The organism is Hyphomonas atlantica corrig., assembly GCF_017795365.1.
Lineage (GTDB): Bacteria > Pseudomonadota > Alphaproteobacteria > Caulobacterales > Hyphomonadaceae > Hyphomonas > Hyphomonas atlantica.
Window position 1 is genome coordinate 375918 of the sequence record NZ_CP051254.1, and the last position, 18426, is coordinate 394343.

The window sequence follows — 18426 nt, forward strand, 5'->3', positions numbered from 1 at the left end:
CACAGACTATAGTGAGTCAATGAACGCTCGGATATTCTCCCAAGTCCACACCACTGTATTCACACCGACCAAATTTGTTCTGTCGTCCTTGTAGATCCAGACACCACGGATCGGCACCCTTTCCTCCTTAGCGCATTGAATTTCCCATTTTTGCCCGCTGGAGGTCAGCGAATTTTTGCTAACTAGTGCGATAACCCCGTCTGACCTCTTAATACGTGTTCTAACTTTGCTTTTCCAATTCGCATCGTACGCCTTCTTTACTGACATATCGATGTATTCAAAAGGCGATTCCGTGTTCAAAGCCTGACCCTTCAACAAATCGCGGCTTCTTTCGTCTTCGATTGCAAAAGCAACAAATATCGTTTTTTTATCCGGCATCACTTTTCCCCGTAAATCTTTGATTTAAAATTAATTCGCACTGATTCCAACACCATGTCAAACAAAGCAAGAACACCCTAGACACCTCCCCTCGCTCGCCCCATATCTGGCGGCATGGCTCCTCCCCCTCCCCCGAAAGGCGTGTCTGACGCGCCCAGCGTGTTTTCGCTTGATGGGTTCGCGCGCGATGCCGCGGGCGCCCTGCCGTCTGACAACTGGACCCCGCACCGGCCTGACCGGGACTGGGTCAAGCTGGAGGGCGGCAAGCGCTTCAAGGTGCATTCCGATTACGAGCCGGCGGGCGACCAGCGCACCGCGATCCCCGAACTCGTCGAGGGCATCGGCGCAGGCGAGCGCGACCAGGTGCTGCTCGGCGCGACGGGCACGGGCAAGACCTTCACCATGGCCAAGATCATCGAGGCGACCCAGCGCCCGGCGCTGATCCTCGCGCCGAACAAGACTCTCGCCGCCCAGCTCTATGGCGAGTTCAAATCCTTCTTTCCCGAAAACTCGGTCGAGTATTTCGTCTCCTATTACGACTATTACCAGCCCGAGGCCTATGTGCCGCGCTCTGACCTCTATATCGAGAAGGAATCCTCCATCAACGAGGCCATCGACCGGATGCGCCACTCCGCCACCCGCGCCATCCTGGAGCGCGACGACGTGATCATCGTGGCGTCCGTCTCGTGCATCTACGGCATCGGCTCGGTCGAGACCTACACCTCGATGACGTTCAAACTGGAAGAAGGCCAGCGCATTGACCCGCGCACCGTGGCCGAACAGCTCGTCGCCAACCAGTATACGCGCAACGACATGAACTTCGTACGCGGCACATTCCGCGTGAAGGGCGACGTGGTCGACATCTACCCGGCCCACTTCGAGGACCGCGCCTGGAAGCTCTCCTTCTTCGGCGACGAGTTGGAGAGCATCACCGAGTTCGACCCCCTCACCGGCCGCACCATGCAGAAGCTGCCCGCAATCAAGATCTATGCGAACAGCCACTATGTTACGCCGCGCCCGACGCTCAACCAGGCGATCGAGAAGATCAAGGCAGAGCTGAAGCAGACGATCGACCATTTCGAAAAGCATGGCAAATTACTGGAGGCCCAGCGCATCCAGCAGCGCACGCAATATGATCTCGAAATGCTCGCCGCCACGGGCAGCTGCAACGGCATCGAGAATTATTCCCGCTACCTCACCGGGCGCAAGCCGGGCGACCCGCCGCCCACCATGTTCGAATACCTGCCGGACAATGCCCTCGTCTTCACTGATGAGAGCCACCAGACCGTGCCGCAGATCGGCGCCATGTACAAAGGCGACTTCAGCCGCAAATCCACACTGGCCGAATATGGCTTCCGCCTCCCCTCCTGCATGGACAACCGCCCCCTGAAATTCGAGGAATGGGACGCGATGCGCCCGCAGACGGTGCATGTCTCGGCCACGCCCGGCCCGTGGGAGCTAGACCGCACAGGCGGTGTGTTCACGGAACAGGTGATCCGCCCGACCGGCCTGATCGACCCGCCGGTCGAGGTGCGCCCCGTCTCGAAGGATGGCGCCAACCAGGTCGATGATGTCATGGCAGAGGTCAAGGATGTCGCCGCCAAGGGCTATCGCAGCCTGATCACGACCCTGACGAAAAAGATGGCGGAAGACCTGACCGACTTCCTCAACGAGCATGGCGTGAAAGTGCGCTACATGCATTCCGACATCGACACGATCGAGCGGATCGAGATCATCCGGGATCTGCGTCTTGGCGAGTTTGATGTTCTGGTCGGCATCAACCTCCTGCGCGAGGGGCTCGACATTCCCGAATGTGGCTTTGTCGGCATTCTCGATGCGGACAAGGAGGGCTTCCTCCGCTCAGAGACGAGCCTGGTGCAGACCATTGGCCGCGCCGCGCGGAATGCCGATGCGCGCGTCGTGCTCTATGCCGACAAGGTGACGGGCAGCATGCAGCGCGCGATGGACGAGACCGAACGCCGCCGCGCCAAACAGGTCGCCTATAATGAGGAACACGGCATCACGCCGACCACGATCAAACGCGCTGTCGCCGACATTCTCGGCGAACTCGGCGAAAAATCCGACACGCCCCGCGCGCGCGGCCGCGGCAAGGACAAGACGAAGGGCAAGACGCGCGGCGTCGCGGAAACAAAAGCCTTGCCACTTGCGGGTGAATCCGGCCACAACCTCAAAGCCGTCCTCGCGGACCTCGAAAAACAAATGCGCGAAGCCGCCGCGAACCTGGAATTCGAGGAGGCCGCGCGTCTGAGGGATGAAGTGAAGCGGTTGCGGGAAGAGGAGCTGGGGCTGTGAGCGAGAGCCAAAAATTTGAAAAATAAAGATTCAAAGAGCACTGGCAAATTCGATGCTGATAGAATGGCCAGAATGGTTCAAGTTTTTGAACCCATGTACCCATTTTTCAGCAAGGAAGAAACTGAAGAACAAGACTCTGGAATATGTTCAGCTTGCTTTTCAGATGTAGGGCTCCGAATTGAAGCCGAAAAATTTTCCAGTCAGCTTTCCCAACCTTGTCCGAATTGCAAAGCCCAAGACGGTCACCGCCTGACCATCAAAGACTGCAAGATTCTTGCATATCGATTTTATATCTTGGGATCCGTACAAAGAGTAGACTATGGTGCTGCTCCGATAGTCGTTTTTAACGAGCACCAAAAGACGACGTCGACTCTTAGCGGCGTCATTGGCGAAGACGCTCGGGTATTTGAGGATATCCTGGGAGTTGGTTTTTTTGAATATGGTCCAAATCTATGGATGTTGGGAGAAACCACCCCTTTGCAGTGCTTGAGAAAAAAGAGGGAGCGCCCTGCTGTAATTCATGACATTTTACAAAGCTATCCAACACATGTATCTCAGCCGGGTGACATTTTCTTTCGTGTACGAACCAATCCAAGTGAGCTTACAAAGCCGGAACAGTTTGACAGCCCCCCCTCTCACATCATCACTAATGGACGATTTGAATCGAAGGGACTAGCCGTTTTATACGGTTCACCAGACTTGGAAACATGTATCCACGAGAGCAGAACAGCTGTCGATGACCTTATATATGTCGCCACACTCGATCCAGTTCAGCCTCTCAAGCTTTTAGATCTCACGCACATTCCAGAAAATGACGTAAACCCATTCGAGAGTCTGGATATAGCGCTGCACTATATTTTCAGAGCTGGGAACTATTCGTATGAGATCACACGCACTCTTGCCCGATCAGCATTGAATGCGGGTTATGATGGGATACTTTTTCCCTCATACTTTAGCTCTCTGCGAGCCGGTGCCCCAGTTTTTGAAACATTATGGGGTTTGCCCACGCGGTCGTTTCCGCAAATGCAGTCTCGTATACGATCACAGACCATACCGAATGTTTGCCTTTTTGGACGCCCTGTCGCCGAAAAGAAGCTTATTGTTCGTTCAATCAATAGAGTACACTTGGAACAAGCGATTTACCGCTTACGGATGGGACCACTTCTGAACGAGAAAATTCAAATTTCGGACTGACAAACAAGCAAGCGTAGAATGGGTTGAGGCCGAGCCGATACCCACCGGTCGGGCGCGCGACGGGGCCTGTTGGTGGGTACCGCGAAGCGTGGGTCCACCCTGTGGGGGGGGCGCGCTCTCCCGCTTCATCCTTCGACTTCGCTCAGGATGAGTCTGTGCTTTGCTGCATGTCCGGAGCGCTCATGCTGAGCGGGGCCTGCCCCGGTGAAGGCCGGGGTCGAAGCACGGGCGCGGGCTCTGCGCCCTAACGACGGGAGACCCCGGCATGCGCCGGGGAGGCGGTGTTTGGGAATAAGGGTTTGCCCTCTCCTCCCGCAGGCCCCTGCGCAGGCAGGGGCCTATCACGGAACCTGTCCCCACGCGCATGAGGCCACAATTGGAGATGGATACCTGCCTCCGCAGGTATGTTCGGAACGAGGGAATCCGTCTGATAGCCTCCCACCCCATATTCACCTCCTGCCCTCACAGAAGCCGGATCAGGTGCCGTTCTGGTTATGGGGTCAGGGACAGGATGGGTCTTGTGGGAGGTGTACGGTCCTGCACGGCCCTAGGCAGGTCAGGCCAGGGTGAGCTTGCGAAGGCAAGTTGGGCTGTCGAGGATCAGGAATCGTGCCAGTCGCACGATTTCCCGAGACAGGCCTCGTCCAGCCCGGCGCTTGCGCTTGGGCCTGCTCCGGGCAATCGCTGTGCGATTTCTATTCCTCCGCAGCCTGTCCGGCGCGGCGGGCGGTAACGCTCCACTCCGTAGCCATCTACAAATCATCAGGCGGAGCGCCACGGCGCCCGCCGCGCTGTCGGTTCCGTGAGGGGCCGAAAACACGAGATGCCCGGATGGTGAGAGCCAGTCCGGATATTTGTGCTGGCGGGAATACAGATCACACCTGCGTGATCTGCCCCCGGATCGTGCGGCGGGCACGCAACTCACTTCCGGTCTCACGCGTAGATAGGGCAACACACCCCGTCACACGCCGCCCGGAAAGGCCCCCACCCATGCTCGCCCTGATCGAACCTGTCTTTGTGTTGATCGGCGTGTGGGGCCTGTTTGCCGCCATCGCGCCAAAGCTGCGCACCGAAATCTGGTGGATGCGCGTCTGGATTTATGGCCGCCTGCAAACCTGCCTCATCCTGCTCGCCGCACTGTTGCTCTATCTGGCGCTCTATCCGGCAGGCGAAATCGGCAATGCCACCCTGTTGATGACCTATGCGGTTGCGCTGGTCATCTGTGCACTGGATATCTGGCCATACCTGCCCGGTCGCAAACGCGAACTGCGCCGCGCCAGGCCGGGCATGCCGGGCACGCCGCTCTCGGTGCTGCTGATCAATGTGCTGCAGGAGAATGAAGACCATACCGCCGTGCTGGCCCGCATTCGTGACAGTGAGGCCGATGTTCTCTTCCTGTCGGAAACCAATGCCCGCTGGCGAGAGGCCCTCTCCCCGCTGGAGGCTGATTATCCCCATACATACCTTCTCGACAAGGAAGCCCATAACGGCCTCCTCTTCTATTCGCGCTATCCCGTCAGCGAAGTGCAGGAACGGTATTTCTGTCAGGATCATGTCCCCTCCCTGACCGTGGACATGGATTTGGACGGCCGCGAAGTGCGCCTCTATTGCATCCACCCGCGCCCGCCCCGCCCGCGCGACGATACGCAACACCTTGATGACGAGCTGATGATCGTCGCCGATGAACTGCGCGAGCAACACCGCCCCGCCATGGTGATCGGGGACTTCAACGAGGTCGGCTGGTCCTGGATGGTAAAGGAGTTCAAGCAACATGCCGGCCTATGCGATCCGAAACGCGGACGCGGGCTCTACAATTCCTATGGCGCGCAGAACCCGTTTCTGGCCTGGCCGCTGGACCATGCCTTTGTCACGGATGATTTCAGATTGCTGGGCATACACCGCCTGCGCCCCTGCGGATCAGATCATTATCCCATGCTGTACCGGTTCCAGCTGACGCCCGCCTGATCGCCCCGCCCGACCTCTGCGCCGCCCGGTTGAACCCGCATTCAATTGGCAGGCAATCCAATCCCGTGTAACTTCCTGTTAACCACAGGAACCAAGGGGATGGTGATGCGGATCAACTCATTCATGACAGGCCTTGGCACAATGGTGCTGGCCGCGCTCCTCGCCGCCTGTAGCGCCGAATATGATGCAATGGACGAGCCGGCCGGCGCGCCACCCGAACCAGCGGTGGAAGCGCCTGAGCCCGCCCCGATCGATCAGGAGCCTGCGCCCTTGCCTCCGCCCGCCCCTGCGCCCGTCCCGGTGCAGCCCGAACCTCCCCGCGCGACCGCCCCCGGCTCCAGCCCAAATCTCGGCACCCCTGTCCGACCCGGCCGGGATCAACCTGATCCGGTTCGCAGCGAGACTTCGGTTGAAGAAGAGCCAGGCCTCGCGCTGGAGTTTGGCAGCGAGACAGATATCGACGAACTGCGCGAGCTGCATGCCGACGACCCGGACATGCTGGAATGGCTCGACGCACTGGCCGAAGGCGGCGATCTGAGCGACCTCGAGACGGCCGCCGGTGCTGAGAATGTCGAAATATGCCAGGCGGAAATCTCTGCGCCGCGCACCCTGTTGATCACATGTGACAAGGGCGGCTCCGGCGAGTTCGAACAGGCAACCCATCGCATCCAGGGCGATTTAACGGAGACGCTGGACGCATTGGCCAAGGACCTTGCCGGCGAAGGCTTCGAAGCCGGACTGATGGACAAGCAGCTCTGTTTCTGGAGCGAGACCATCCAAATCGACGATTCTGCATTCGTCATGAATTGCCCGGAATGGGACTATCGCTATTCGGAACTGGCCGCCGAGTCCGCGAATGCGTTTGACAGTGGCCGGATCGCCCATCACGCACCAGAGCAGATGGTGCTGGGCCAGCCCTATTTCCTCGAAGTGGCCATTCAGCCGATCCAGCGCGACACGAGCGAGGCAGAGATTGATGAATCCCTGCGCTCCATCATGGGCACAGGTCTCGCGCCGGACAGCGCACAGGACGCACTGTCGCTGGAATTCGATACGGTGCGCGCCAGTGGCGTGATGATGGCATCCATCGTCGGCGACGGATATGACCTGACAGCGACAACGCCGGAGGAACAGCCGCTCATTCCGGGCGAGCCAACACTCTGGCAATGGAAAGTCGTTCCCACTCAGGAAGGCTCGCCAGACCTCACTTTCACAGTGTCCCAGCAGGTTGAGGTGAATGGCCAGAAGATGGCCAAGGCCGTGAAGACCATTCCGCTGTCAATCAAGGTCGTCTCGCTGGATACGCTTCTCGCCGACCCTGGCCCCGATCCGGATGCGAGCATCAGCGCGCACAGATCCGTTGAAAGCGACAACGATCCGGTTGCGCCCCTGACCAGCACATTGTCTGCCCCGCCGACGGGGGCAAGCGATGCGTCCGCGATGAGCGCGGCAGAAATCGCAAACGCTGCGAGCGGCTTGCTGCCGGATACGGAAATCGCTGGCTGCACATGGATCAACGGGCCGAACCCCGACCGGCAGGCCATGGTGCTCAGCAATCTCGCCTATTCGCCTCCCGTCAGTCGCCTCAGCGTGACGCATCAGGATGGCGACCGCATCACCGCCGCGCTGACGGATGTCGGCTTCTCGGTCCTGCAATGCGAAGACCTTGGCCAGCGACAAACGGTGCGCGCGCTCAGCCTTCTCGGGCGCATGGCGAAAGCCCGCAAGGATGCCGGTGCCTACCCGGTCACCTTCTTCTACTATTCCGGCCATGGCGTGAATGTTGAGGGCACGAACTTCATCCTGCCCACCGACATTCCGGGCGCCTCGCCGGAGGATATTCGTGACTTCGGCGTCAGCTTCGAACAGATCTTCAACCGCGTATCGACAACTGTTGCGCCGACTTCCTTCATCGTCTTCGATGCCTGCCGGACAGTCATGGATGATCAGAGCCGCGGCCTGATGCGCGCCTACAGTCCGGTCGGCTGGGCATCCGGCGTCTTCCAGGCATTCGCCACGGAACCCGGCAAAACGGCGGCCGATGACGGCATCTATTCCGAAGAACTTGCCAATTTGATCAGCACGCTCGATGACCCGGCAAACGTCGTCTTCAAACGGGTCCAGGATGCGGTGGCTGCCCGCACGGGTCAGAAACAGCGACCGGTCTATACCGATGGCACCACGGGTGGCGACTTCTACTTCCTGCAGGACGACGAATAGCGACATCCGGCGACACTATGTGACGATCAGTGACAATGCGCGACATAGCGCGCCAAACAGCGACGCCGCCGAGACAGGTCTTGGCGGCGTCATCATTTTCAGGCTGTCGCGCCGACTATGGGCTAACCGGCACAGGCTCTTTTGGCGCTTCTGGCTGAGGTGGCTGCGGCGGAATTTCGTTCTCGACCAGCGTATCTTCCGGCTCAGGGGCTGAGCCGGACACAGCACAGCAACGCACCTGCATCTCGAGCACACGGCTATTGAACCGGCACTGCTCGTCATTGATCTCACGCAGGATGGACATGCCCCCTGCCCGGTAGGTGTAGCGCGTCTGCGTACAGCTGGTCAGCGCATAGCCCGGCCGGCATGAACCCGTGTCAGAATTCTGGATGGTGCGCGTCTCGCACTGCACTTCCTTGCTGTTGGCTTCCTCTGCCATTGCGAGTGCTGCATCAGCCTGCGCCTGTGCGGCATCAGCGCTGGCCTGCGCACGCGCAGCGGCCTCGGTCGCATTATCGGCCATTGAACGGGCCTGTGAGAGGCGCATGTCCGTATCGGCAAGCGCGGTCGTGTTTCCGTCGATTTCCAGCTTCAGCTTGCAGACGGCCTCAGTGGCCTTGTCAGGATCCGCGCAATACTGCGCGACGGTCTGCTCCGCCGGTATCATCTGGCAACCTGCCAGCATCATGGCCGACAAGGCGGCCCCTGCGAGGATTTTTCCATTACCCATTATGGTCTCCATTTCTGGCCCCAGCCAATTTTGGCTTTATTCAAGGGGGGCAGAAGTGGAGCGTCAATGCCGCTCCCGCCTGAGGGGAGTCGCTATGCCTTGAGCTTGTACCCCGACCGGAACATGAGCCAGACAGCGAGGATGCCAGCGAGCGCCAACAATCCGGTTACCCAGACCCCCACAATGACAGAGCTGTTGGCAACCCCGAGGAAACCATAACGGAACCCGTCAATCATGTAGAAGAAGGGGTCCAGCAGCGCCATCGTGTAGAATGGCTCGGACATCACCTTGATGTCGTAAAAGGTGCCCGACAGAAAGGTGAGCGGGACGATCACGAAATTCGTCACGGCGGACAGATGATCGAATTTGTCGGCCCAGATGCCTCCAATGGCGCCCAGCGCGCCGAGGGCAATCGCGGATGTGATGCTGAACCAGAGGATCGGCCAGACATGAACGACGGTTAGGTCGGCCAGTCCGCTCAACTGGATGCCGATGGCCGAGATCAGGGCCACCAGAAGGCCGCGCACAACCGAGCCACCGATGAATCCGATGGTCAGTTCCATCGGCGACAATGGCGGCATCAGGAAGTCGACATAGGTGGAATTGAACTTCGCCTGCACCAGACTGGAACTCGTATTCTGAAAGGCATTCTGAAGGATCGCCATGACGATCAGGCCCGGCGCGAGGAACTCAATGTAGTTGAGCCCTTCAAAGTCACCCATCAGTCGACCGCGGTCACCGAACGCCAGCTTGAACACGGTCATGAACAAAAGCGTGGTCACGACAGGCGCAAACACGGTTTGCATCCACACTTTCAGAAAGCGGCCAATCTCACGCTTGAACAGGGTCCACAGGCCCAAACCGTTGAACTGGCCATATTGGCGAACCTGGCGGCGGGCGGAAGTCTGTTCGGTCGCAGTATCTGTCATGCGCGGTATTTAGGCGTCTTTGCCTGAGTCTGCGAGGGGCAAGACTCGGAAAAAGCACGCAAATTTCGATGCACAAACTTTGTCCACAGGCTGACGCAGTTAACCACAAGATGTAGAAAGCCTGTGGAAAGCCTTCTCAGCATGTTGTGTTTCGTTACGCTCCTGATACGATATCTAGGTGCTGAGCGGATGGCGCGTACTAAGCCATCTCAATATATTGGGGCTGATGGATCGAAAGTGTTAACGATCCTGATCCGAGCTGGGAGAGACCAACCATGTCCTGGACCGAAGAACGGGTAAGCGTGCTGAAGAAACTCTGGGCAGAGGGCCATTCAGCCTCTCAGATTGCCAAACAATTGGGGGGCGTCACCCGAAATGCGGTGATCGGCAAAGTCCACCGTCTGGGCCTGTCGGGTCGCGCAACACCGTCGCGCCCCGTCAAACGTCCGCCGCGCCTGGCCCGTCCAAAACCACGCGTGTTGCCAGACGGCAGCGTCAAGGTGGCAGCGCCGGCCGCACCGGAGACGCCGGAAGTGCGTCCCGCTGCTGAACGCACCGAAGTCATGGCTCCCCTGCCGCCGCTGCAACAGGCCGATGGCGAGCCAGCCTCCATCCTCACGCTGCGGGATTCCATGTGCAAATGGCCCATCGGTGATCCTGCGGATCCGAAATTCGCCTTCTGCGGCCGCAAGGCGGACTGCGGCCCATACTGCTCTGAGCATGCGAAAGTGGCGTTCCAGCCCGCGCGCAAGCGTGAGAGCCGCAAGGGCGCGTATGATTATGTCCGCCGTATCGCTGGCTAAGCCCGGCACGCACCTTTATGGCTGACAGGAAGCCCCCGAAGTCATTCTTCGGGGGCTTTTCCTTTCCCGGCAGCGCTTGCCCTCGCCTTCCCTGTAAAACGCCGTTAAGCCAGAAACGTGACCACCGAGAACACTCCTGACTCCATTTATGCTGCGCCCGCCAAATGGGTCGCCTCCGGCACGGGCGCCCAAGGCAACCTGTTCCTCACTGGCCGGGCCGGAACGGGCAAGACCACAATGCTTCGCAAGTTTCTGGCTGGCGCTGGCGAAAAGGCCATCGTTCTGGCCCCGACCGGTGTGGCTGCGATGAACGCTGGCGGGCAGACCATCCATTCGTTTTTCAAGTTCCCGCCACGCCTGATCGAACCGACTGACATCAAACGCCTGCGCTCAACCCGGCTAGTGAAAGCGATCGACACGATGATCATTGACGAGATCTCGATGGTTCGCTCGGACATGCTGGACGCCATAGACAAGAGCCTGAAGCTGAACCGCGCCTCTAAGCGCCCGTTTGGTGGCGTGCGCATGATCCTGTCGGGCGATCTTCACCAATTGCCTCCGGTTGTTTCCGGCCAAGAAACACCAATTCTGCGGGAGCGCTATGGCGGTAGCTATTTCTTCAACGCCCCGGCCTTCAAGGACGCCGAATTTTCGCTACTGGCGTTGAAACATGTCTTCCGGCAGGCCGAACCCCGCTTCCTGGCTCTCCTCGGCGCGTTGCGCACGGGCCGCGTCACCCCGAATGATGCGGCGGTTCTGCGCGGTCTCGTCAGTTCGAAATCTGCTGTCGAGGCATCCGAAACCCATGTCGTGCTGACGCCGAACAACGCCAATGCCTACCGCATCAACCAAGCGAGGTTGGAGGGTCTGAACACACGCTCTCAAATCTTTGAAGCCGATGTGCAGGGACAATTCGAAGAAAAGGCCTTCCCGACCGAAGCCGACCTGGAACTAAAGGAAGGCGCGCGGGTCATGCTGATCAAGAATGATCCCGAAGGGCGCTGGGTAAACGGTACGCTGGCAACGGTCGCGGGCTTTTCCGGCAGCCGCGTCATCGTGGAAATCGATGATCATGTCTATGAGATCGAGCCCACCGCGTGGGAGAAATACCGCTACGAACTGGACCCCGAAACCAAGAAGGTGAAACGTGAAGTTGTCGGCACCTTCAAACAAATGCCGCTTCGGCTCGCCTATGCCGTTACCATCCACAAGGCGCAGGGCCTGACACTGGACAAGGTGTTCATTGATTTCGACTCCGGCATGTTTGCGCATGGGCAGGCCTATGTCGCGTTTTCCCGCGCACGCTCACTGGATGGATTATCTATCAGCCGGGAACTGCGCCCTCGGGACCTGGTCCTTGATCGCGACGCCTTCGCGTTCGGAAAACTCGACACGATTGAGGATACGGACGCTTACCTGCTGGCCAAGTTCGCGACAGCTGAAGACCAGTTGCTTTGACCGTCTGCATGAAGGCCTGATCGTAATCCAATCCCCTAATGCGGCGTTAACGAAACGATCATAAAGCTGACGCATTGTTTCCGTGTGATGAGCATTCAGAAACGAATCGAAAGGGCGAGCACCATGCAAGCCATCAACGAACGCCGTCAGCGCAGGGTCTTGCTCCGCTCCGATCTCGGCAGCTCGCCCACCAAGAAGACGCAAGCTCAGATTGCAGCCCAACGCCGCAAGATGCGCATTCCTGGCGGCGGCGGAAACTAGGCCAGTTTCCGGATTTCCTCTGACAACTGACGCTCCTGATCGGTCACGATCTTTTCCAGGACGCGCACACGCTCTTTCAGGCGGTCGACCTCGCCCAGAACCTTCTGAAAATCAGCATCTGACGCAGTGTCTGACGCCGAATTTGCCTTCAGTTTCAGGTAATTGTTCACCACACCGGCACCGACCGAAATCAGCACAATAAGAACGACCATCAAGATCGGGTCCATTGGGGCACTCCTCTAAATGTCTTTTGAATACTAAGCATTGGGCAGGCCGTACAGGAGATATCTTCTCCCGCTGGTGCCCCTCCTTTACCTCAAACCGTCAATCTCACGGCGCAGGCGACGGTCGCGGTCAAGAATGATGGCCTCCAGCGTCCTGACCCGTTCGGCCAGTTCACCAATGCGATCATCTTCCGCACGTGCCTGTGGCGCGTTCGAGCGCCCCGACCGGGCGACCATGATGATCACGAGGACAAACAGGATAAAAGCGAAGAATGACACGGTTTGGGCTCCTTTTCTGACTCAGCAATCTTGTCGAAAGCCAGTCGTTTGGAGCTCCCCCGTTTATTGGATGGATCCGCAATTCGCCGGATGCACCGCTCTCCTGAACTTATCGATATTCAATATGTAAGGAGCGATGAATGCTTGTTCAAGAAGAAACCGGATTTATTTGCCAGTTGACCCAAAGCCGCCTTCGCCGCGCTCGGTTTCGTCAAGCGCGTCCACCTCTTCCCACGCCAACTGCGTTACAGGGGCAAGCACCAATTGGGCAATCCGTTCCCCGCGATTGATGGTGAAGGCAGACTGGCCGAGGTTTATGAGGATCACCTTGATCTCGCCGCGATAGTCGCTGTCGATCGTACCAGGCGTGTTCAGGCAGGTCAGGCCATGCTTGGCGGCTAGCCCTGAACGGGGGCGCACCTGGATCTCGTAGCCCTGCGGAATGGCGACTGACAGGCCGGTCGGGATCATGGCCCGCTCACCCGCCTGCAACAGGATCGGGTCATCTTCCGGCACGGCTGCGCGCACATCCATTCCGGCCGATCCGACCGTTTCATAAGTGGGCAATTCCAGCCCTTCAAAATGAGCCAGCGGGCGGACAGAGACGGTAACTTTCTTCATGAATTCAGCCGTTGGCGGAGTCGCACATCTGAGTCAAGCCGATAGACCTTCAGGCCCTATTCCTTGTCATTGTGGGCGTCAAAGACCTCGTCTTCCCAATCCATCTTGTCGCCGCGCATCAATTGGTCATGCTGGCGTTCAGACTCGGGCTTGCGATCCATGAAGATTGTGTTGTCTATCCCGTCCAGCATGTACTTCTGAACGCCGTCATTGCGCTTCAGGAAGCTTTCAAAGGCGGTGTCGTTGGGGAGGGTTGAGCGGAGCTGGGTGTCGTAGGCGCCGTCGAGGCGGTTCTGCTCGTCGCGGTCTAGCCCGGCATTGGCGGCATCCTGATAAGCCTCGCGGGTCGCCTCAAGGTCGCACTTCGCCTTAATGCGTTGTTCTTCCGTCAGTTTATGACACATCAGGGCGCTGAGGGCCCCGCCTCCGCCCCCCGTTGCCGGGGGTGGCAGGGCGAATTCTATGCCGGGAATGCTTGGCGCAGGCCGTCGCCCCGTGTCGCGCGGTGTCGCGAAAGGTCGCGCACTTGTCGCCGGTTGTCGCACGGGTGGCGCGATTGTCTGCAATATGTCGTCGGCTGGTGCAGGCGTCGGGGCTGCCTCCGGCGCAGGCTCCGGCAGGATGATCGCCTCCTCGGGGTCCGGCTCAGGCGACTCAACATCCGGCAGGTCGACCTCGGGCGGAGCCTCCTCGGCGGGGGCCGGCTCTGGTTCAATTTCAGGTTCCAGTTCTTCCGGCGGCGCATCCTCGACAGGCTCCTCAACTGGCGCCACAGGAGGTTCGGGATCAGGCTCCGGTTCTGGGGCCGGTTCCATCTCCGGCTCCGGTGCGATGGGCAGGTCTTCTTCAGGCGGGTCGGACTCCGGCTCGACGGGGATCGGCTGTTCTTCTGAGAGATCTTCGGGCTCCTCCTCGGGAAGCGTCTCCGGCAGATCCTCCACCGGCATTTCCGGCGGCAGTTCGGGCAGCTCATCCGGAAGGGGCTCGGTCTCCAGGTCCGGTTCCGCATCATCGACCGGCGTTTCGAGCGTGTCGGGAAGGTCTTCTGGCAACTCCTCGATTTCTGGCAAGGCAGGCTCTTCCGGCGCCTCTTCTACCGGAAGTCCGGGGCTTGGCTCCGGCAAAGGCTCCTCCTCCACCGCGATGGGGAGAGGTTCGGGCTCCGGGACTGGATCCTCAATCACGATTTCCGTTGGCGTTTCGACAGGCGGCAACGGCTCATCGGAAACCTGCTCGATTTGCGGCAATGGTTCCGGATCCGGCAGCGGAATCGGCTCCGGTTCAGGTTCGGGAATCTCAACCGGCTCGATGACGGGTTCAGGTTCCGGAGTCGGCGGTAATTCGGGCTCTGGCTCTGGCTCTGGCTCTGGCTCTGGCTCTGGCTCTGGCTCTGGCTCTGGCTCTGGCTCTGGCTCTGGCGGGAGTATTATCGGCAACTCGACGATGTCCACCTCAAAAACTTCAGGCGGCGGCGCGGGTGGCAGTTTATGTCCGAAGGCAAGCGCGAACAGGAACAGCATCAGGCCATTGAGACCCAATGATCCCGCCACATAGGGCAGTCGTTCCCGTGCGAATTGTTTCCAGGCTCCCCCCATGGGGGAAAGCCCTACCAGCCAGGCCTTCAGGGCCTCAGTTACTTTTCGTACAGCTTGCGCTGGCGCCCTTATAGCGCCAGCTCCAGCTTGCCGTTCACCAGGGCTGTATAATCATTGACCAGAGTCTCGGAGATCTGGCCGGGTTTGAACACATGCTCGCCGATCTCTGCGACAGGCGTGATTTCCGCTGCGCTGCCCGTGATGAAGCATTCGCTGAAGGTCGATAGCTCGTCCGGGAAGATGGCCCGTTCGATCACTTCAATACCGCGTTCCTTCGCCAGCTTGATCGTCGTCTGACGGGTCAGGCCGTTCAGGAAGCAATCGGGTGTCGGTGTATGCAGGGCGCCGTCGCGGACGAAGAAGATGTTCGCGCCGGTCGCTTCGGCAATCTGCCCGCGATAGTCCAGCATGAGGGCGTCGGCGTAGCCATCACGCTCAGCGGCGTGCTTGGACAGGGTGCAGATCATGTAGAGGCCCGCAGCCTTTGCGTGGCATGGCGCGGTTTCCGGCGCCGGGCGACGCCATTTGGCGTGCGTCAGACGAATACCTTTCATCTTGTCCGCAAAGTAATCGCCCCAATGCCAGACGGCGACCGCCAGATGAATCGTGTTGTTCTGAGCCGAAACGCCCATCATTTCAGACCCGCGCCAGGCAACAGCGCGGACATAGGCGCTTTCCAGACCGGATTTCGCCAGCGCTTCGGTTTTGGCCTGCTCCAGCTGTTCAACCGAGAACGGGATTTCGAACCCCATGATCTCAGCGGAATTGTGAAGACGTTTGGAATGGTCGAGGGAGCGGAAGATCTTGCCGCCATAGGCGCGCTCGCCTTCAAATACCGAAGAGGCGTAGTGCAGGGCGTGGGTCAGCACATGAACTTTCGTGTCCCGCCACGGCACGAATTCGCCATCCATCCAGATATAACCGTCGCGATCGTCATATGCAGACATAATAGTTCAGCGCTCCTCGCTTGCACTTATAGCATTTTTTGCGTTCATTTCAGAACATGGCCCCTGACGTCAACCTGAATAGACCGTTCGATCCGCGCCTTTTCCTTATGGATCAGGAGCTTGACCGCGGCGTGGGACTCTTGCTGGCCGGCAGTGCGGAATTGATGAGAGCCGCAGAAGAGGCGCGACACAAGGCTGGGCTGAGCAAGCCAGAGCTGCAAATTCTCATGGCTATACGCTACACGCCCGGCCAGACGGTGGGCGATTTGCGGGACTCCCTGAGCATGACGGTGCCGACTTTCGCCCGTATCATTGGCGAACTCGACAAGCGCGGACTGATCGAACGCGAGCGAGAACAAGCCAGCGACAAGCGCCGCCGGACGCTCACCCTGTCGGACGTCGGCACCACGCTGACCACGCAGATCACCATTGTGTTGCGCGAACGACTGCGACTGGCCTATCGCGCCGCAGGTCCGGATGCGGTTGAAGGTGCTCGCAAGGTTCTGGATTCGCTCACACGATGACTCAAGATGTCGCCCATATTCTCGTTGTCGATGATGACGACCGGATTCGCGATCTGTTGAAGCGCTACCTGACGCGTGAAGGCTACCGCGTGACATCTGCGCCTGACGCTGCCGGCGCGCGCAAGATGATGGACGCGATGGAATTCGATCTTGCGGTGCTGGACATCATGATGCCGGGCGAAGATGGCCTCTCCCTGTTGAAATCCATGCGCGAAGGTCGCAATCGCGAGACTCCGGTCATGCTGCTGACCGCGAAGGGCGAGGCCTCCAGCCGGATCGAAGGACTGAAGCATGGCGCCGATGATTATCTGGCCAAACCCTTTGAACCCGAGGAACTATCCCTGCGCTGTGCAGCCATCCTGCGCCGCTCCCACAAGGCAGAGCCCCCTGCCGAGGTCGAAATGTCAGGCCTGATCTTCAATGCAGAGCGCGGCGAACTGAAGGAAGGCGACAAGCGTATCCGGCTGACGGAAGCCGAACTGCAATTGTTGACGGTGCTGGCCGGCAGCCCCGGCGAACCCGTCAGCCGCGAACAATTGGCCTCGCTGACCTCCGCCGGCATGGAACGCTCTGTCGATGTTCAGGTCACGCGCCTGCGCCGGAAGATCGAACCCAATCCCCGCGAACCGATACATTTGCAGACTGTGCGCGGTATCGGGTATCGCCTGATGCCGGACTGAGATGATGTTTCGCCTGAGGGATATCACACCGCGCGGTTTGTATGCCCGCAGCATGCTGATGGTCATTACGCCTGTCGTGCTGATCCTGTCACTGATGACCTGGTATTATTACGATAGCCACATTGCCGAGGTGAACCGCAAGCTGGCCCAGTCTATCGCGCGGGATGCCAGCCTGATCCAGGCCTATTGTGATCGCCGCGAAGACTCGCCTTCGGTTCATCGCACCATTGATGAACGGCTGGACCTGACCTTTACCTGCAGAAGTCCGGAACAAGCGCTGGCATCATCCAGCTATCTGGACCGGTTTGCCTATAGCAGCACGCTGGACAATGAACTGGAGACGCGGCTGGGCGTGCCGGTGGAGACGGCGCTCAATCCACGAGACTCCATGCTGCACCTGCGTTTCGCGTCCGGGCCGCGCACTGTGGAGATCATTGTCGAGCGAAAGCGCGTATTCGTCGCCAATGCACACATCTTCATTGTCTGGGTGATCCTGTTCTCCCTGTTCATGATCGCGCTGGCGATTGCGTTCCTGAACCAGCAGGTCCGGTCCATCCTGCGCCTGTCGAAAGCCGCGCGCGCGTTTGGCCGGGGGCGCGACGCTCCCGACTTCCGGCCTTCGGGGGCCAATGAAGTGCGCGAAGCGGCGCGCGCCGTAATCGACATGAAGAACCGTCTGACCGCTTTTACCGAACAACGCACGGCGATGCTGGCGGGCGTCAGTCATGATTTGCGCACCCCCCTCACCCGGTTGAAACTGGCCCTCGCCATGATGGAGGAGACTGACGACATCAGGGCGGCGCGCTCGGACCTCGATGACATGTCGATGATGCTGGACGAATACCTGACCTTCGCGCGCGGCGAGGAAGGCGACGAGGCAAGCGATCTCGACTTGTCCGAGCTGGTGCGGGAGGCCGCCGCTGGCTTTGGACCGCATATCATTGTGAAGGGTCCGGAAGAGATTGCAGTCAATGGACGCCCGCTCGCCATCAAGCGGGCGGTCAGCAATCTGATCTCGAACGCCATGAAATTTGCCACCGATGTGCAGATCACACTTGTGGACGGTCCGCATGCGGCTGATATACATGTCGACGACAATGGACCGGGCATACCGCCAGAGCGCCGGGAGGACGCTTTCAGGCCGTTCATGCGGCTGGACGAGGCCCGAACCCAGAACACGCCGGGCACAGGGCTCGGCCTGACACTCGCCCGGGATACGGCGCGCGCACATGGCGGTGACCTCCGCCTCAGCGACAGCCCCCTTGGCGGCCTCAGGGCCAGCCTGCGCCTGCCGCATTGAACCAT

The 18426-nt window shown here is 59.4% G+C and carries 18 protein-coding genes; 10 read left to right on the top strand and 8 right to left on the bottom strand.

The features are described 5' to 3' along the window. Positions 1–6 precede the first annotated feature (6 nt). Entirely contained in the window at positions 7–378 is a 372-nt protein-coding gene (locus HF931_RS01815) for a TIR domain-containing protein (protein ID WP_273241644.1), read from the bottom strand. A 114-nt stretch (positions 379–492) separates the two neighbouring features. Between HF931_RS01815 and uvrB the strand changes: the two genes are divergently transcribed. From uvrB to HF931_RS01835, 4 genes are all read left to right on the top strand, one after another. Then, positions 493–2691 carry an excinuclease ABC subunit UvrB gene (uvrB, locus tag HF931_RS01820; protein ID WP_273241645.1) on the top strand — a complete coding sequence of 733 codons (2199 nt, stop codon included), beginning with the start codon at positions 493–495 and terminating at the stop codon, positions 2689–2691. 15 nt (positions 2692–2706) lie between these two features. Beyond that, a complete protein-coding gene (locus tag HF931_RS01825) occupies positions 2707–3885 on the top strand; it encodes an RES family NAD+ phosphorylase (protein ID WP_273241646.1) in 1179 nt (392 codons plus the stop codon). 990 nt (positions 3886–4875) lie between these two features. Continuing rightward, positions 4876–5850 (top strand): endonuclease/exonuclease/phosphatase family protein, encoded by a 975-nt coding sequence (locus tag HF931_RS01830; RefSeq protein ID WP_273241647.1) that lies wholly within the window; start codon positions 4876–4878, stop codon positions 5848–5850. A gap of 105 nt (positions 5851–5955) precedes the next feature. Then, positions 5956–8070 carry a caspase family protein gene (locus tag HF931_RS01835; protein WP_273241648.1) on the top strand — a complete coding sequence of 705 codons (2115 nt, stop codon included), beginning with the start codon at positions 5956–5958 and terminating at the stop codon, positions 8068–8070. A gap of 115 nt (positions 8071–8185) precedes the next feature. On the opposite strand, the gene HF931_RS01840 is transcribed toward HF931_RS01835, so the two are convergent. Both HF931_RS01840 and HF931_RS01845 read right to left on the bottom strand, forming a co-directional pair. Further along, on the bottom strand, positions 8186–8800 hold the full coding sequence (locus tag HF931_RS01840) for a hypothetical protein (protein ID WP_199285772.1): 615 nt from the start codon (positions 8798–8800) through the stop codon (positions 8186–8188). 92 nt (positions 8801–8892) lie between these two features. Next, positions 8893–9729, bottom strand: coding sequence for an ABC transporter permease (locus tag HF931_RS01845; protein ID WP_035554374.1), 837 nt, complete (start codon positions 9727–9729; stop codon positions 8893–8895). 275 nt (positions 9730–10004) lie between these two features. Here HF931_RS01845 and HF931_RS01850 point away from each other — a divergent pair, with 275 nt between their 5' ends. The 3 genes from HF931_RS01850 (at position 10005) to HF931_RS01860 (ending at position 12251) form a co-directional block, all read left to right on the top strand. After that, positions 10005–10532: a GcrA family cell cycle regulator gene (locus HF931_RS01850; RefSeq protein ID WP_051602832.1), complete on the top strand. Its 528-nt coding sequence runs from the start codon at positions 10005–10007 to the stop codon at positions 10530–10532. 117 nt (positions 10533–10649) lie between these two features. Further along, the gene (locus HF931_RS01855) at positions 10650–11990 is read left to right on the top strand and encodes an ATP-dependent DNA helicase (protein WP_273241650.1); all 1341 of its coding nucleotides are present in this window, start codon (positions 10650–10652) and stop codon (positions 11988–11990) included. A 123-nt stretch (positions 11991–12113) separates the two neighbouring features. Further along, complete coding sequence (locus HF931_RS01860; protein ID WP_273241651.1) at positions 12114–12251, top strand: hypothetical protein; 138 nt, start codon at positions 12114–12116, stop codon at positions 12249–12251. On the opposite strand, the gene HF931_RS01865 is transcribed toward HF931_RS01860, so the two are convergent. The 5 genes from HF931_RS01865 to HF931_RS01885 all read right to left on the bottom strand — a co-directional run bounded on the left by HF931_RS01865 (position 12248) and on the right by HF931_RS01885 (position 15917). Then, entirely contained in the window at positions 12248–12478 is a 231-nt protein-coding gene (locus HF931_RS01865) for a hypothetical protein (RefSeq protein WP_273012649.1), read from the bottom strand. The genes HF931_RS01860 and HF931_RS01865 overlap by 4 nt on opposite strands. An 84-nt stretch (positions 12479–12562) precedes the next feature. Continuing rightward, entirely contained in the window at positions 12563–12754 is a 192-nt protein-coding gene (locus HF931_RS01870; protein WP_035554368.1) for a hypothetical protein, read from the bottom strand. A gap of 165 nt (positions 12755–12919) precedes the next feature. Continuing rightward, the gene (gene dut, locus HF931_RS01875; RefSeq protein ID WP_035554366.1) at positions 12920–13375 is read right to left on the bottom strand and encodes a dUTP diphosphatase; all 456 of its coding nucleotides are present in this window, start codon (positions 13373–13375) and stop codon (positions 12920–12922) included. Positions 13376–13431: 56 nt separating this feature from the next. Further along, positions 13432–14970 (bottom strand): hypothetical protein, encoded by a 1539-nt coding sequence (locus HF931_RS01880; protein ID WP_273241652.1) that lies wholly within the window; start codon positions 14968–14970, stop codon positions 13432–13434. A 68-nt stretch (positions 14971–15038) separates the two neighbouring features. Beyond that, positions 15039–15917, bottom strand: a complete 879-nt coding sequence (locus HF931_RS01885) for a branched-chain amino acid aminotransferase (protein ID WP_035554365.1) — start codon at positions 15915–15917, stop codon at positions 15039–15041. 131 nt (positions 15918–16048) lie between these two features. On the opposite strand from HF931_RS01885, the gene HF931_RS01890 reads away from it, so the two are divergent. Genes HF931_RS01890 through HF931_RS01900 form a run of 3 tightly spaced genes read left to right on the top strand, consistent with a single transcriptional unit; the run spans position 16049 to position 18421 of the window. Next, positions 16049–16441, top strand: a complete 393-nt coding sequence (locus HF931_RS01890) for a MarR family winged helix-turn-helix transcriptional regulator (protein ID WP_273241653.1) — start codon at positions 16049–16051, stop codon at positions 16439–16441. Beyond that, positions 16438–17121, top strand: a complete 684-nt coding sequence (locus tag HF931_RS01895) for a response regulator (protein WP_273013173.1) — start codon at positions 16438–16440, stop codon at positions 17119–17121. Before HF931_RS01890 ends, HF931_RS01895 begins: the two co-directional genes overlap by 4 nt. Before the next feature lie 58 nt (positions 17122–17179). Further along, complete coding sequence (locus tag HF931_RS01900; RefSeq protein WP_273241654.1) at positions 17180–18421, top strand: ATP-binding protein; 1242 nt, start codon at positions 17180–17182, stop codon at positions 18419–18421. The last annotated feature ends 5 nt before the right edge of the window (positions 18422–18426 follow it).

What these genes read in the sequence shown, in the direction of transcription:
- HF931_RS01900 (WP_273241654.1), top strand. Translation starts at nt 17,180, where the DNA reads ATGGTCATTACGCCTGTCGTGCTGATCCTGTCACTGATGACCTGGTAT.
- HF931_RS01865 (WP_273012649.1), bottom strand. Translation starts at nt 12,478, where the DNA reads ATGGACCCGATCTTGATGGTCGTTCTTATTGTGCTGATTTCGGTCGGT.
- HF931_RS01880 (WP_273241652.1), bottom strand. Translation starts at nt 14,970, where the DNA reads ATGGGGGGAGCCTGGAAACAATTCGCACGGGAACGACTGCCCTATGTG.
- HF931_RS01840 (WP_199285772.1), bottom strand. Translation starts at nt 8,800, where the DNA reads ATGGGTAATGGAAAAATCCTCGCAGGGGCCGCCTTGTCGGCCATGATG.
- HF931_RS01835 (WP_273241648.1), top strand. Translation starts at nt 5,956, where the DNA reads ATGCGGATCAACTCATTCATGACAGGCCTTGGCACAATGGTGCTGGCC.
- HF931_RS01885 (WP_035554365.1), bottom strand. Translation starts at nt 15,917, where the DNA reads ATGTCTGCATATGACGATCGCGACGGTTATATCTGGATGGATGGCGAA.
- dut (WP_035554366.1), bottom strand. Translation starts at nt 13,375, where the DNA reads ATGAAGAAAGTTACCGTCTCTGTCCGCCCGCTGGCTCATTTTGAAGGG.
- HF931_RS01830 (WP_273241647.1), top strand. Translation starts at nt 4,876, where the DNA reads ATGCTCGCCCTGATCGAACCTGTCTTTGTGTTGATCGGCGTGTGGGGC.
- HF931_RS01860 (WP_273241651.1), top strand. Translation starts at nt 12,114, where the DNA reads ATGCAAGCCATCAACGAACGCCGTCAGCGCAGGGTCTTGCTCCGCTCC.
- HF931_RS01895 (WP_273013173.1), top strand. Translation starts at nt 16,438, where the DNA reads ATGACTCAAGATGTCGCCCATATTCTCGTTGTCGATGATGACGACCGG.
- uvrB (WP_273241645.1), top strand. Translation starts at nt 493, where the DNA reads ATGGCTCCTCCCCCTCCCCCGAAAGGCGTGTCTGACGCGCCCAGCGTG.
- HF931_RS01845 (WP_035554374.1), bottom strand. Translation starts at nt 9,729, where the DNA reads ATGACAGATACTGCGACCGAACAGACTTCCGCCCGCCGCCAGGTTCGC.
- HF931_RS01850 (WP_051602832.1), top strand. Translation starts at nt 10,005, where the DNA reads ATGTCCTGGACCGAAGAACGGGTAAGCGTGCTGAAGAAACTCTGGGCA.
- HF931_RS01815 (WP_273241644.1), bottom strand. Translation starts at nt 378, where the DNA reads ATGCCGGATAAAAAAACGATATTTGTTGCTTTTGCAATCGAAGACGAA.